General features: G+C 64.2%; 10 protein-coding genes and 1 pseudogene. 7 read left to right on the plus strand and 4 right to left on the minus strand.

All coding sequences use genetic code 11. The features are described from left to right. Positions 1–102: 102 nt before the first annotated feature. Both QA635_RS16070 and QA635_RS16075 read left to right on the plus strand, forming a co-directional pair. Positions 103–339 (plus strand): DUF1127 domain-containing protein, encoded by a 237-nt coding sequence (locus QA635_RS16070; RefSeq protein ID WP_233475178.1) that lies wholly within the window; start codon positions 103–105, stop codon positions 337–339. A gap of 396 nt (positions 340–735) precedes the next feature. Beyond that, on the plus strand, positions 736–3,174 hold the full coding sequence (locus QA635_RS16075) for a sensor domain-containing protein (protein WP_283071667.1): 2,439 nt from the start codon (positions 736–738) through the stop codon (positions 3,172–3,174). A 315-nt stretch (positions 3,175–3,489) separates the two neighbouring features. Here the strand turns inward: QA635_RS16075 and QA635_RS16080 are convergent, their stop codons facing one another. Both QA635_RS16080 and QA635_RS16085 read right to left on the minus strand, forming a co-directional pair. Then, a complete protein-coding gene (locus QA635_RS16080; protein WP_425249190.1) occupies positions 3,490–5,172 on the minus strand; it encodes an arylsulfatase in 1,683 nt (560 codons plus the stop codon). Between the two features lie 29 nt (positions 5,173–5,201). Continuing rightward, positions 5,202–5,574 (minus strand): annotated as a pseudogene (locus QA635_RS16085) (formylglycine-generating enzyme family protein); the annotation flags it as partial. Positions 5,575–6,058: 484 nt separating this feature from the next. Between QA635_RS16085 and QA635_RS16090 the strand changes: the two are divergent. After that, positions 6,059–7,129 carry a SphA family protein gene (locus tag QA635_RS16090; protein ID WP_425249162.1) on the plus strand — a complete coding sequence of 357 codons (1,071 nt, stop codon included), beginning with the start codon at positions 6,059–6,061 and terminating at the stop codon, positions 7,127–7,129. A gap of 762 nt (positions 7,130–7,891) precedes the next feature. Here QA635_RS16090 and QA635_RS16095 read toward each other — a convergent pair. Then, on the minus strand, positions 7,892–8,317 hold the full coding sequence (locus QA635_RS16095; protein ID WP_225160142.1) for a universal stress protein: 426 nt from the start codon (positions 8,315–8,317) through the stop codon (positions 7,892–7,894). A 156-nt stretch (positions 8,318–8,473) separates the two neighbouring features. Then, positions 8,474–9,016, minus strand: coding sequence for a SixA phosphatase family protein (locus QA635_RS16100; RefSeq protein WP_283070254.1), 543 nt, complete (start codon positions 9,014–9,016; stop codon positions 8,474–8,476). A 95-nt stretch (positions 9,017–9,111) separates the two neighbouring features. Between QA635_RS16100 and QA635_RS16105 the strand changes: the two genes are divergently transcribed. From QA635_RS16105 to flgK, 4 genes are all read left to right on the plus strand, one after another. Beyond that, positions 9,112–10,608 carry an NAD(P)/FAD-dependent oxidoreductase gene (locus tag QA635_RS16105; protein ID WP_283070255.1) on the plus strand — a complete coding sequence of 499 codons (1,497 nt, stop codon included), beginning with the start codon at positions 9,112–9,114 and terminating at the stop codon, positions 10,606–10,608. Between the two features lie 77 nt (positions 10,609–10,685). Further along, a complete protein-coding gene (msrB, locus tag QA635_RS16110; RefSeq protein ID WP_283070257.1) occupies positions 10,686–11,186 on the plus strand; it encodes a peptide-methionine (R)-S-oxide reductase MsrB in 501 nt (166 codons plus the stop codon). Positions 11,187–11,369: 183 nt separating this feature from the next. Beyond that, complete coding sequence (locus QA635_RS16115; protein ID WP_225160145.1) at positions 11,370–13,202, plus strand: flagellar hook protein FlgE; 1,833 nt, start codon at positions 11,370–11,372, stop codon at positions 13,200–13,202. Positions 13,203–13,248: 46 nt separating this feature from the next. Continuing rightward, positions 13,249–15,126 carry a flagellar hook-associated protein FlgK gene (gene flgK / locus QA635_RS16120; protein ID WP_283070259.1) on the plus strand — a complete coding sequence of 626 codons (1,878 nt, stop codon included), beginning with the start codon at positions 13,249–13,251 and terminating at the stop codon, positions 15,124–15,126.

Below are 15,126 nucleotides of genomic sequence, written 5' to 3' on the forward strand. Positions count from 1 at the left end.
CCGAGGAGCGCGCAAGCAATCCGAGGTCCCGACGGCGCAGGCGCTGAAACAGCATTTGCGTCAACGGCGTAGCTTTGTCTATGGGCAGCGAAGGAGATGACAATGTCAGCGATATCCTCAGCCGCCGCGGCGCCCGCGCGGTCCAGTACGTTGGGCGGATTGCTCCGATTGCTCCGAGTGTGGGGCGATGCACTCGCGACCTATTGGGTACGCCGCGAGGCGATCAAGACGCTGCGCCAGCTCGATGACCGGGCGTTGCGTGATATCGGACTCTCGCGCTGCCAGATCGAGACCGCCGTCACCGGCGACTTCGACCTCGAGTTGGTGCGGATCCGTTAAGATGCCGGTGCTGCGCTAAAGCATGATCCGGAAAAGTGCGAAGCGGTTTTCCCTCGGGACAAACGCGGGACGCGTTTGCGCGGAGATCATGCTCAAACAAAGAGCTAAAGCGCGATGACGATTCAACCCAATCACGTCGCGCTTTAGAGCCGGGCGCCGACCGCCGGTTGCAGAATTCACCGAAACTACACCAAAGAAGCGGAAGAGTCCCGTCTCGTCACCGCCGTCGCTCCAAGGTTGTGACGCTCTATGCTAGCCTGTTAGCTGCGTACGCTAGCGTTGAGTTGGGGACCGATGGCCGCTCGCAAATTGTCGCAAGGGCAGGCCCCGACCCGGGAAGCGCGTCGCCGCTGGCATGAGGAGCGATCGCTGCGCTGTGCGATCCGGTTGGCCCGCATGGGCTACTGGGAGTCGCAGAGTGCCGCCGCGACCGATCTCTGGATATCGCCCGAGCTCGCCGCCTTCTACGAATTCGACACCGCCGACGGCTACATCCCCATCGCCACGGTGCGCGAGCGCTATCTGCCCGAAAGCCGGAAGCTTCTGGAGGCGCATTACGCGGCCTGCTGGGCGGAGGGGCGGCCCTATGCGGTGCGGACGAGACTCCGCAGTTCCGATGGCAGCCTGCTTGACTGCGTGGTGCATGGCGAGCCGGAATTCGACGCGGACGGCCAGGTCCGACGCGTGTCAGGCATCGTCCGCGACGTCACGGAGGAGACCTCCGCGCTGCGGCGCCTGGCGGAGAGCGAGCAACGGCTGGCCGATTTTGTCTCGACCGCCTCGGACTGGTGCTGGGAGAGCGACGCCGAACATCGGCTGCTGCCCTATCCCAAATCGCTTGCCGGCAATGCGGCGTTCCAGACGGTGGCCGCTGGCAGGAAGGCGCGCTGGGAACTGACTTATGCGCCCGAGGACGGGGAGGCGATGGCGCGGCACCGGGCCGATATGGAGGCCCATCGCCCTTTTCGCGACTTCACCTATACGCTGATCGGCAAGGACGGCTCGCGCGTCAGCATCTGCACCAGCGGCAAGCCGATCTTCGCCGATGACGGCAGCTTTCTCGGCTATCGCGGCACCTCCAGCGACATCACCCAGCTCAGCGCGGCCAAGGCGCTGCTCGACCAGCGCACGCGGGCGCTGGAGGAGGCCCACCGCCTCGGCAAGATCGGCACCTGGAGCTTCCGGCTGGACAGCGGCCGCACGATCTGGGCGCCCGAGCTCTACCAGCTTCTCGGCTTGCCCGACACGTTCGAGCCGACCGATGAGAACATGAGGCCTTATTTCCTGGACGGCGACGCCGACCGCTTCCGGGACGTGCAGAAACGGGTGCTGCGCACCCGCCGGACCGAGGCCACCGACCTGCGCATCCTGCACGCGGACGGCATGCCCCGCGATCTGGCTGTGATCTGCAAGGCGGAGGTTGCCCACGACAAGGTCATCGGCATCATCGGTACCGTGCAGGACGTCACCGAGCGCAAGGAAGCCGAGCGCCAGCTCGAGCAGCTCGCCTACAGCGATCCGCTGACCGGCCTTGCCAATCGCGCGCTGTTCACGCGCCAGCTCGCCGCCTTGACCGAAGGCTGCTCCCAGGGAGGCCGGACTGGTGCGCTGCTGCTCATCGACCTCGATCGCTTCAAGGAGGTCAATGATTCCCTCGGCCATGCCGCCGGTGACGAATTGCTGATCAAGGTGGCGGCTGCGTTGCGGCAGGACTTGGGGCCGCGCGCCTTCATCGCCCGGCTCGGCGGCGACGAATTCGCCGTGCTGGCGGATGGATGCGACACGTCCGACGCCGCGCTGACCGGGCTTGCCGATCGGCTCGTCGGCAAACTGTCCGGCCCCGTCGATCTCGCCGAGGGCGAGGCCTCGGTCGGCGCCACCATCGGCATCGCCCGCCTGCCGGAGCACGGCGCGACGGCGGAGACCGCCGTGCGCAACGCGGACCTCGCGCTCTACATGGCCAAGGAGGCCGGGCGCGGCCGGGCGCAACTGTTCGAGCCGGTCTATGCGCAGGCGGTCGATGAAAGGCTCGATCTCGGCCGCCACCTGCGCCACGCGGTAGAGGCCGGCGCCCTCGATGCCCATTACCAGCCGCAGGTGGATCTGAAGACCGGCCGCGTCACCGGCTTCGAGGCGCTGCTGCGTTGGGCCCATCCCGAGCGCGGGCCGATCTCGCCGGCGGAGTTCATCCCGATCGCCGAAAGCTCCGGCCTCATCGTCGACCTCGGCCTGTGGGTGCTGCGCGAGGCCTGCCGGCAGGGCCGCACCTGGCTGGATGCCGGGCTGCCGCCGCGCTCCATCTCGGTCAATGTCTCGCCGGCGCAGATCTGGAGCGTGGATTTCGAGACCGCAGTCGCGGCCGTGCTGGCGGAGACCGGCTTTCCGGCGAAGCTGCTCTGTCTGGAGCTCACCGAAAGCCTGTTCGTGGATCATACCGAGCAGCGGATCAGTCGCACGCTGACGGCCCTGTCGGGTCTCGGCGCCCGGCTGGCGCTCGACGATTTTGGCTCGGGCTATTCCTCGCTCGGCTATCTGACGCGCCTGCCTTTCGACTGCCTGAAAGTGGACCGGGCCTTCGTGGATGGCATTTCCACCGCGCCGGAGAAGCGCAAGCTGCTCGGTGGCATCATCGCCCTGTCGCACGGACTGGGCATGACGGTCGTGGCGGAGGGCGCCGAATTGTCCGCCGAACTGGACGTGCTCGGCGGGCTCGATTGCGATGTGGTGCAGGGCTTCGTGTTTTCTCCGCCCATCGCCGCCGACAAGGCGCCGCTGGTGGCCGCCAGCATCGAGCGCGAGGCGCGCCGGATGCAGCCGAAACGGAATCGCCTCTAGGCGAACACCGCTTTGGCAGCATTCTTTTTGTGCGCGGCTTTGCCTCGATGGTGGCAGCTGACCAATCAGCTGGGCCGTGTACTCACAAATCGGAGTTGGATGAGGGGCGCTTGATGTCCGCTCTCACCCTGACAGCCGCGAGAAGGCGGACCTCGCCGGAGGTTCGAGAAGGCCTGGAAGGCTGCGATCGGGCCCCGTCCGCTCTTGGCCCGCTCCACTCCCGGAAGCGGATTTCGGTAAACCGATCTGCGATATCGAAAGGCCGGAGGAGACGGTGTTGGGCGGCATGGACGCCGCCCAACACGATCATGAATCTCATTTTGCCATTGCCGTCCTGGCGGCCTCGATTTTCGCCTTCACGGAATCGAGGTTGAAGCTCGCGCCCTTCTGCATCGGTGGAAACTCGACTGCGGTCATGGCCAGCTTCTCGACCTCCTGTTGAACGAACACGAAGCGCCAGAACTCATATTTGAACCAGTCGAAGTACTGTTGCGCGCCGTATTTGGTCCCGCTATCGGGCCAGCCCGTTCGCTCGAACGGATCCAGGCGAAGGTTGGTCAGGTAGGGCACGTCAACCTTGCTTTTTTCGCCCAGCCAGCCCCCCGGTTGGTCGATGAAACGATACTTGTAGTCGTCGATGCGCACAGCCCCGAGTTCGCTCTCGCCGAAGTACCAGATTTCGTGTCGGTTCGACGGCCCCTTGCCGGTAATCATGTCCATCTGATTATAACCGTCCAGATGGCACTTGTAGGTACGGTCCCCGATGTGCTTGCCCTTCTTCAGTTCCTCGACAATGTTCGGGTTGCCGGCAGCGGCCAGCAAGGTCGGGAACCAGTCCAGCCCGGAGATGATGCCGTTCTCGACCTTGCCGGCCGGCACTTTGCCCGGCCAGCGGATCATCGCGGGCGCGCGAAAGCCGCCTTCCATGACCGTACCTTTGCTTTGAGCGAACGGTGTCTGTCCGCCATCCGGCCAAGTGAAGACCTCGGTGCCGTTATCAGTGGTGAAGATGACAATGGTGTTGTCATCCACGCGCATGTCCTTAAGCTTTTGCATTACGATGCCGACATCGTCGTCAAGCTGTGCCATGCCGGCTTCATGAATCGACCAACCGTTCTTGGAGTTGCGCATTGCCTGATACTTTGGCGACAAATGCGTGACGATGTGCATCCGAGTCGGATTGAGCCACAAGAAGAACGGCTTGTTGTCGGCTTTAGCCTTTTCAATGAAACTCAACGCAAAGTCTCGAATTTCATCGTCCACAGTTTCCATCCGCTTGGGATAGAGCGTTCCGGCGTCCTCAATTCTTTGCTTGCCGACCTTGCCCCAGCGCGGATCCACGGTGGCATCGTCCACATTGGTTGCCCACGAATGGATCATGTTGCGCGGACCGACGGTGTTTAGCAGCTCCTGCGGATAAGCGGGGTGGGCCGGGTCTTCCATCGCGTCGAGATGATACAAATAGCCGAAGAACTCGTCGAAGCCGTGCACTGTCGGCAGAAACTCGTTCTTGTCGCCAAGGTGGTTCTTTCCGAATTGACCGGTGGCATAGCCCATGCCTTTGAGCGCGGTGGCAATGGTCACGGCCTCCGCCGGCAAGCCTGTGGGAGCGCCGGCCTGACCGACCGTTGTCATGCCGGTGCGGATCGGTAGCTCGCCGGTGATGAAGTTGGCGCGGCCTGCGGTGCAACTCGCCTCGGCGTAATAATCGGTAAACAGCATGCCTTCTGCGGCGATCTTGTCGAGGTTCGGCGTCCGGCCAGCCATCATGCCGCGATGGTAGGCACCGATATTCCAGATGCCGATATCGTCCCCCATGATGACGACGATATTGGGCCGCTGTCCGGCCGGTGCGGGCGCCGGAGCCGGCGTTGGTTGCTGCGCCTGCGCGAAGCTTGTCGCCGCGACGGCAGAGAGTGCTGAAGCGGCGACCAGCGAACTACCGCTCAACAAGAGATCGCGGCGTTTCAACCCTGCGCTGTTCGGCCCCATATTCATCTCAGGCTTTTCCGGAATCGTGTCGTTACTCATGACGTGATCCTCTTCCTGGTGATGCACCTGAAGCCGACACGGCTTGCTGAGGTGTCGATCGGCTCGGCATGACGCGCGGCCGGACGATAGCGGCGGCATTGGCTGGAAGTGCAAAGATGCGAGCCGCCTTTAAGCATCTTGCGTGGAATCCTCAGGTTCGGCTGATGAGAGCCGTAGCTCGCGCCCTCGGACCGGCCGCGAGGATCTTGCGGGATGAAGCAGGCTTTCGGGGCGTCTGCGTCGTGCTTTTGGTGGACGCCAATCGGCGGCCCATTCCCAAACACTGCCGATCATCTCATGAGGGGCGTGGCCATTGACCGGGAATGCGGTGGCGGGCGAGGTGCGTTCGAAGCCATCAGCCACCAGATTGGGTACGCCTGCCGCAACGCCAACGTCGTGCATGGGCTACTCGCAGTGACCGAGTTTCAAAGTTACGAGCGCCGCCCGAGCAAGAATCTATCGGCAGCTTTCTAGTCCGCCGATGCTGCGGGGACGTGTTTAACGCCTTGGTCAGTCAAAAGACGATCGAGTATCTGAAGTGCGGGGCCGACAATGCAGCGTCTACGAACCAGACAAGACAAGATGCTTCCTGCAACGCATCGTTCTCATGTTGATCTAGATCAATCGAGCCAGGTCGCCTCTTCCTTGTCGAGAGCCTCTGACGACTATGCAGAAAGTGCCAACTGTGGCGTCGTGAACACAGCCTTTCAATAAATGGCCGACTGAACGCAAGTATGCTGATTTCACATGGACCAACGGCGGCGTCAGCTTATTCTTTCCGAGTTTCTACCCCGCCGGAGCAATGGCGGGATCGCGAGAGTCGGGGGCGGCGATGCGGTACCTTGGACCGGGCTTGGGACGCAGATTTTTCTCGCAGTGGCATTTGAGTATTGGGGCGCTCGCCGCTCTGCTGGTGCTATCCACCCAAGCGGCACGCGCCGATGAAAATGGCATCAGCTTTTGGCTGCCCGGATTTTTTGGCAGCCTCGCGGCTGTTCCTCAGCAGGCGCCGGGCTGGTCGGTGACCACGGTTTATTATCACACCTCTGTTTCCGCCGGCGGCGACGTGGCGCGGTCGCGCGAAATCACGCTTGGCCGCTTTCCCGCGAATCTGACAGCCACCGTGAACGCGAACGTCAATGCGAATGTGAATCTTGGACTTGTCGCCGGGACTTACACCTTTGCAACGCCGGTGCTGGGCGGTCAGGCCTCTGCCAGCCTGTTGGCGACCTACGGCTCCAACTCCACGTCGCTGGCGGGATCGCTCGTTGGGACATTGACGGGACCGGGCGGCGGCACGTTCCCCTTCTCCCGGTTTGACAGCATCGACAGCTCGCTCATTGCATTCGGCGACCTGATCCCGCAGTTCGCGCTGCGCTGGAATGCCGGTGTCAACAATTACATGACGTACATTACCGCCGACCTTCCGGTCGGCGCCTATCAGTCGGACCGCCTGGCGAATTTGGGGATTGGGCACTGGGCGGTCGACGCGGGCGGCGGCTACACCTATTTCGATCCAAAGACCGGGCATGAATTTTCGACGGTGCTGGGATTCACCTACAACTTCGTCAACCCCTCCACCCAATATCAAAGCGGCGTCGACATGCACCTCGACTGGGGCGCATCGCAATTCCTGACCAAGCAGTGGCAGGTTGGCCTCGTCGGTTACCTCTATCAGCAGCTCGGCTGCGACAGCGGCTCCGGCGATCGCGTCGGCTGCTTCCGGTCGCGCGTGGCCGGTGTCGGCCCGCAGGTCGGCTACATTTTTCCGGTCGGAGACATGCAGGGATATCTGAACCTGAAGGGCTACGGCGAATTCGCCAATGAAAATCGGCCAGCAGGCTGGAACGTCTGGCTGACGTTCAATCTTCAGCCCGCGGCGCCAACGCCGCCGACATCCACAAGGCCCAGATTCACGAAATAGCAGTGCCGGTGACGCTGCCACCGGCGCCGTGCTGAAGGCTCAATCTCGCGCGGCGGTAGCGACGCAATCAGCCAATGGACACTCCGCGAGCGTGCGGACATGTCCGGGTTGGAGCCAAAAGGCGAAGAACTCTACGCGAGCACAATGCGTCCGCTTCCGGGTGCATCGCGACCAATCGCCGTCGGTCAGCGCTTCATCGAGCCTGACCGCCGAGCCGTAGTTTCAGCGCCTGACCGAAGTAGGTAGTGGCACTGGAAGAAATCCACGCCTCATCCTAAAATGAGATCATGTACCCACGCTGGATGGAAATCGCTGGATACGTAGCTCTCGCCTTCGTCGGGACAGCGGTGTTGGCTGCTCACATTTTGATTTTCATGCCTCACCCTTAAAGGCATGTGCTGTATCAACAGGCTTGTGGCGTTTGGGCCATCATACCGGACAAACGCGCTGCCAACTGCTTCGCGTTCATCCAACTCGCGTCAATCCGGCTGTGGCTACGCGCTAATGAGTCCACGTCCTGGTTGGATTAAAGCAGGCTGAGATTAGGCTGCGCCCGCAAATTGGGCGCGTTCCCTTTCCCGCCTGCGACGTGTAGGGCGAGGGGACGTGGGCGCAATTTCGGAATATTGGAAGAATATTCCTGAGTTGCCCGACGTGTCAAGTCGCCCTGGCCGAGCGCCGGCAGCCGCCGGCTGCTTTGCATGGGGTTGTTTTCGATATTTTGGCAGCGCCGCCTGCGGCGGCCCCGTAACTCATCCCGCTTTAGTGCCGCACCACCAGCACCGAGCATTTGGCGTAGCGCACCACGTGCCCGGCATTAGAGCCGAGGAAGTAGGTGCGCATCGCCGGCCGGTGCGAGGTCATCACGATGAGGTCGGCCTTCATGGCCGCCGCCTCCTCGAGGATCTCGTGATAGATGCCGCCCTGGCGGACCACGCCCGAGATGCGGGAGGGCGCGATGCCGGATTCGCGCGCGACGATCGCAAGCGCCTCTTCCGACGTTTCGCGTTGCTGGCTGTCGAAATCCGCCGGCACATATTCGGCGAGCATCACCGGCGTCATCGGCAGCACGTTGAGCAGACGCACCGCCCCGTTCCATGTCTGTGACAGCGTCGCGGCGGTTGCGATCGCCGGCTTCGCCAGATCGGTATCGGCGAGGTCGATCGGAACGAGAATGGACTTGTACATCTGCGCCTCCTGTCCGCGATTGGTCTGGAGCCGTTTGGTCCCTGTGCCGGGACGCGCGCCTTCTTTTTCTTGAAGTCGGTCTGGTATCGACGCGAACCGGTCCCCCTGTCGCGCAGAGGTCAATATAGCATGGCGGCGCGGCGCTGTCCGCTTGCGTCAGCTGCGCGAGGCCTGCTTCAACAGTTTAGGGCTGACGAACAGGACGAGCTTGCCGCGCCGGAACGAGACGTCGTTCCAGTCGTCGGTCGCGAAGTCGAAGACGGCGAGCCCCGAGGTCGGCAGATTATCGCCGAGCGCGCGCTTCGCGGCCTCGTCGCCGCTGCCGGTCAGGGTCAGCGCGAGCTCGTGCATGCCGGGGTTATGGCCGATCAGCATCAGCCGCTTCGGATCGGTGACCGAAGCCATCCGGATCGCGGTCAGCAATTGCGCCGGATCGGCGCCGTAGAGGTCCGGCACGAATTCGACTTTCGGCGCAGGCCCGGCGCCCTTCAGCGCCTCGCGCACGATCTCCCAGGTCTGCCTGGTGCGGGCTGCCGGCGAGACCAGCGCCAGATTGGGCAGGGGCGGATGACGGGCGATCCAGCCGCCGATCTCCGCCGCGTCGCGGTGGCCGCGCTCGTCGAGACGGCGGTCCTGGTCGTGCCCCGAAGGCGCGTCGTGTTCGGTTTTGGCGTGACGCAGCAGCAGCAAACGGCGCATGGACTTCCATTCTCGATTCGGTCAGGTCGAATTAATTCTACAGGCTCATGCCCTGGACAAGGTGACAAGCGCCGCAGCGGTCCGTAAGAAACGCCATGAGCGAGAGTTCCACAAGTGCGGCAGACGGCCCCGATCAGGCGGCCTCGCCGTTCCGCGACCGTCTGGCCTTCGACCTCGATGTCGATATTTGCGTGGTCGGGGCCGGGCTGGCCGGCCTGACCGTGGCGCGTGAGGCGGCGCGACTCGGTGCGAGCGTTGCGGTGCTCGAGGGCCGCCAGATCGGCTGGAACGCCTCCGGTCACCATCTCGGCACCGTGATGCCGGGATTCGGCCTGCCGATATCAGATGTGATCGAGCGCGTCGGCCTCGACGATGCCCGCGAATTGTGGGCGCTGTCGAAGGAGGGCGCCGACTATGTCCGCGCCACCGCTACCGAGGATTTGATCCCGGGCATCAAGCCGAGCGATGGCGCGCTGGAAGTCTCCAATGTCGATGTCGGCGAGGCGCTGATCGGCCGTCTGCAGACGCTCGGCGAGGATTTCGCGACCGAGGTCGAGGGCTGGCAGGTCGATCGCGTGCGCAGCGCGCTCGGGACCGGCCGCTATTTCCACGGCATCTATTATCCGAAGGCGTTCCAGATCGATGGCCGCAAATATGTGCACGGCCTCGCCGCGCTGGCGACGCGGGCGGGCGTGCGGATCTTCGAGGAGACGCCGGTCGTCAGCATCGATTTCTCGGGCATCCGCAAACGCATCGTGACGCCGACGGCGCGGCTGCGGGCCAACCACATTGTCCTCGCCGGCAATATCCATCTCGGTGCGCCGTTGAAGCGGCTGTCCGATACGCTGCTGCCGGTGTGGCGCTACGCGGCATTGACCGAGCCGCTCGGGGAGCGGTTGGCCGAGACCATCGCCTTTCCCGGCTCGGTCGTCGACAGCGACGGCATCGACCATTTCCGTGTCGTCGATGGCGATCGGCTGTTGTGGGCCAGCCCCGAAACCACCTGGGACGCACGGCCGGAGCGCCTCGGCTCGGCGGTGCAGCGCCGCATCGCCACGGTGTTTCCGCAACTCGGCAAGGTTCCGGTCGCGGAGATGTTCGGCGGCGCGGTCGGCGTCACCGTGCACGGCATGCCGCAGATCGGCCAGTTGCGCCGGGGCCTGTGGGTGGCGAGCGGCTTCGGCCGGCAGGGACTCAACACCTCGGCGCTCGCCGGGCAGCTGATCGCGCGCAGCATCCTGTGGGGCGACGATCGCTGGCGGCTGTTTTCGCCGTTCGAGCTGGTCTGGGCCGGCGGCACCACCGGCCGCGTCGCCGGTCATTTCGTCAGCCTGTGGGCGAGGGGGGCCTCGTCCGTGGCGGGTGTTCTGGCGCGCTACCGCGAGGGTGCACGTGCGAAGGAGCGCCTGCGCGAGGCGCGGCTCGCCGAGGCCAATCTCAGGGCGGGAACCCGGGGACCGGCACCCCGCCGTCCACCCCCGTCGGCAGTCCGGCCGGCGCGTCCGCCCGCGCCCAGGCAGATCGAGGACGGCGAGGCGGCGTATCCGGATGCCTCGCAAGAAAGTGAGCGGATCTCCGACGGGCGGATGTAACGTCCGCCGGCGGGGTTCGTATCTGTTGCAGAACCTCGGGGCGCGCCCCCGTGAGCCGTCCGCACCGGAGATGATTGATGATCGATCGCCGCATCCTGCTTGCTTCCGCCGCCGGCCTGTTCGGCTTCGCCGCCTTCCGCTGGCTGCGCGCCTCGCCGGCGCAGGCCGCCGAGAAATTCGAGATCGAGAAGACCGACGCCGAATGGCGCGCCCAGCTGACGCCGCAGCAATACGAGATCCTGCGCAACCAGGGCACCGAGCGGCCGGGATCGAGCCCGCTGCTCAAGGAGCACCGCAAGGGGACATTCGCCTGCGCCGGCTGCGACCTGCCGCTGTTCTCGTCCGAGACCAAGTATGAGAGCGGCACCGGCTGGCCGAGCTTCTACAAGCCGCTGGACAATGCGGTCGGCACCACGTCGGACCGCACCTTCGGCATGGTGCGCACCGAGGTGCATTGCCGCCGCTGCGGCGGCCATCTCGGCCACGTCTTCGACGACGGCCCGAAACCGACCGGACTGCGGTACTGCATGGACGGATTCGCGCTGGTGTTTCACCCGGCGGCGCCGTCGGCGACCTGACATTCCTTCCCGGCAATTGTTGCCGCTCCCGGCAAATGTGCCCCGGTCGAACGACCGAGGCATTTTTTTCAAGCGGATGATTTTGTTACGTTTTGTTTCGTGGCACGACCTTTGCGACATGCTCCGCCGATGCGGCCATTCCTGTGATTGCCAGCCGCCGGGAATCGAATTGGAGAACATGTCATGGGTATCTTCGGCGCTCTCACGACGGCTGTCGGTGGCTTGCGCGCGGGGTCGTACGCGCTCGAAAACATCTCCGGCAACATCGCCAACTCGCAGACCACCGCCTTCAAGCGCATCGATACCTCATTCCTTGACCTCGTCCCGCAGACCGCCCTGACCGCGCAACTCGCCGGCGGCGTCACCGCGCAGTCCCGTTCGACCAACTCGGTGCAGGGCGACGTCCAGTCGGCATCCGTCGCGACCTTCATGGCGATCAACGGCAACGGTTTCTTCGCGGTGCAGAAGCCCGGCAGCTTCACCGACGGTGCCCCGGTGTTCGACGGCGTCGACCGCTATACCCGGCGCGGCGACTTCCAGCTCAACAAGGACGGCTATCTCGTCAACGGCGCCGGCTACTATCTCGAGGGCGTGCCGATCGACCCGACCACCGGCAACCCGGCAGGCTCATCGCCGCAGGTGCTGCAATTCAAGAACGACTTCCTGCCGGCGCAGCAGACCACCAAGATCGACTATCGCGCCAACCTCGCGTCCTATCCCTTGACCACCGCGCACGACACTTCGGTTCCCGGTTCCGAGCTGATCCGGCCGGGCGCGTTCAGCAGTGGAAACAATCCGTTGGTGCTGGGCACGCCGGCTGCGCCGTATACCGATTCCGCCATCACCGGCACCGCGCAAAACAACAAGGCGACGCCGTCCGTGGCCATTACCGCCGCGACCCTGCTTTCGGGCGCAGCCGGCACCGATTCGATCAATACCAACTTCAGCGCCGGCTCTGCGGGCCCGCCCGTCGTGCCCGCCGACACGATCACGGTCAACGGCACCGTCATCACCTTCGTGGCGTCGGGGGCGACCGGCAACCAGCTCAACGTCACCGATAGCATCGGAACGCTGCTTGCGAAGATCGACGCGATTACCGGTACCACGACGTCATCGACGATCAGCGGCGGCAAGATCACCTTGCACTCCGGCAAATTGGCCGATCTCAACGTGACGAGCTCGAACGCGACCGCCTTTGCGGCGCTCGGCTTCACCGGGTCGGCGGTTGCGGTTCGCGGCGGCGGCGGCACGGTCGGCACCGGCCAGGTCATCGGCAACGACAACTCGACCTTCCTGAACGAATCCGTCTCGGGTGGCGCCGTCACGGCCTACGACGTCTCGGGCGCGCCGGTGAACCTGCAATTCCGCTGGGCCAAGACCGACAGCTCCTCGCTGGGCAGCGGACATACCGACACCTGGAATCTGTTCTATCAGGTCAATCCCAATGCGACCGGCACGCAGGTCTCCTGGCAGAACGTCAACGTCAACTTCACCTTCGCCTCGAACGGCCAGATGTCGCCGGCGATCTCTTCGGTGGCGCTCACCAATGCCGTCGTCAACGGCGTGTCGCTCGGCAGCCCCGTGATCAATTTCGGCTCCGGTGGCGTGACGCAGTTCGCCGACGCCAACGGCAACGTTCAGGTCAACCAGATCCAGCAGGACGGTTTCCCCGCCGGCCAGCTGCAGTCGGTCAGCGTCTCCACCAACGGCCGCATCGTCGGCAACTACACCAACGGCCGCAACATCGACCTCGCCGAAATCTCGGTGGCGACCTTCAACGGCACCAACTTCCTCAAGCGCATCGACGGCGGTGCGTTCGAGGCGACCGACGAGTCCGGCGCGGCGCTGTTCGGCAAGGCCGGCACCATCGTCGGCTCCTCGCTCGAGAGCTCGAACACCGACATTGCCGACGAATTCACCAAGCTGATCGTGACCCAGCAGGCCTATTCGGCGAACACCAAGGTGATCACGACGACCAACTCGATGGTGCAGGACCTCCTGAACGTGGTGCGCTGATCGCGTCGTTGCTGCACGTGTGAAGAAGTAAAGGCGAGTACACATCATGGGTTTGAGCCAAGCCCTTTCCACCGCGATGTCGGGCCTGCGCGCCACGCAGGCCTCGCTCTCGCTCGTGTCGTCGAACGTCGCCAACGCGGAGACGCCCGGCTACGTCAGGAAGACGCTGAACCAGACTACCGGCACCACCGGCCAGTTCGGATCGAGCGTCCTCATCGCCGGCGTCAACCGCCAGCTCGACGAATTCCTGCAGACCCAGCTTCGCACCGAGACGTCGGGCGCGGCCTATGCCGACGTCCGCTCGGATTTCCTGGCCAATCTGCAGGGCGTGTACGGCAATCCCGACTCCACCGGCACGATCGAGGACGCCTACAACAAGTTCCTGACCGCGCTGCAGGGGCTGTCGACCAGCCCGGAATCGCAGTCGGCCCGCATCGGCGTGATCAATGCCGCGCAATCGATGGCGCAGCAGCTCAACGCGACCTCGCAGGGAATCCAGACGCTGCGCGCCAACGCCGAGGCCGGCATCAGCGACTCCATCAACAGCGCCAACAATGCGTTGCAGCAGATTGCTCGCCTCAATGTCCAGCTGGCGGCCAATGGCGGCACGACCGACGCCTCGACCGCGGCATTGCTCGATCAGCGCGACCGCTACGTCACGCAGCTCTCGCAGCTGATGGACATCCGCACCGTCACCAACAGCCAGAACCAGGTGAGCGTGTTCACCAATTCCGGCGTGCAGCTGGTCGGCACCGAGGCCGCGACGCTCAGCTTCAACGCCCAGGGCACGATGACGCCCAACACGTTGTACAATACCGACCCGACCAAGAGCACGGTCGGCACCATCACCATCACGTTCCCGCATGGCGGCACCTATGACATGGTGTCGACCAACTCGATTCGCTCCGGCAAGATCGCCGCCTATCTCGAGTTGCGCGACAACACGCTGGCGCAGGCCCAGACACAGATCGATCAGTTCGCCGCCGCGATGTCGAGTGCGTTGTCGGACAAGACGACCGCGGGCACCGCGGCGACGGCGGGGGCGCAGTCCGGCTTCGACCTCGACCTCTCGGGGCTGCAGAACGGCAACACCATCCACGTCTCCTACAAGGACAACACCACCGGCCTCACGCACAATCTGTCGATCATCCGCGTCGACGATCCGAGCGTGCTGCCGCTGAGCAATACCGCGACCGTCGATCCGAACGACGAGGTGCTGGGCATCGATTTCTCCGGCGGCATGAGCTCGGTGCTGTCGCAGCTCAACGGCGCACTCGGCGGAACCGGCCTGCAATTCTCCAATCCGTCCGGGTCGACACTGCGCGTGCTCGACGACGGCGCCGCCAACAAGGCCGATGTGACCGCGGCGTCGGTCACGTCGACGGTTTCGTCGCTGACCTCGGGCGATCCGCACCTTCCGCTGTTCACCGACAATGGCGGGCTCTACACCGGCGCGATCACCGCGAACGGCTCGCAGACCACCGGCCTTGCCGCGCGCATCAGCGTCAACACCGGCCTGATCGGCGATCCCTCGCGCATGGTGGTTTACTCGACCAATCCGCAGACGCCGGCCGGCGACACCACGCGCGCCAACCTCGTCCTGAACCAGCTGTCGAACGCCTCGTACAGCTATTCGCCGCAGACCGGCCTTGGCACGTCAGGCGCGCCGTTCACCGGCACGCTGCTGAACTTTGCCAAGCAGTTCATCAGCCAGCAGGGCGAGTCCGCGACCGCCGCGAAGCAACTCGCTGACGGCCAGGACGTCGTACTGAACACGCTGCAGACCAAGATGGACTCGACCTCCGGCGTCAACATGGACGAGGAGATGGCGCATCTGCTTTCGCTGCAGAACGCCTATTCCGCCAATGCGCGCGTGATGTCGTCGATCAAGCAGATGTACGACGCGCTGCTGCAGCTCACGTGA

This window comes from Bradyrhizobium brasilense (assembly GCF_029714345.1).
GTDB lineage: Bacteria > Pseudomonadota > Alphaproteobacteria > Rhizobiales > Xanthobacteraceae > Bradyrhizobium > Bradyrhizobium australafricanum.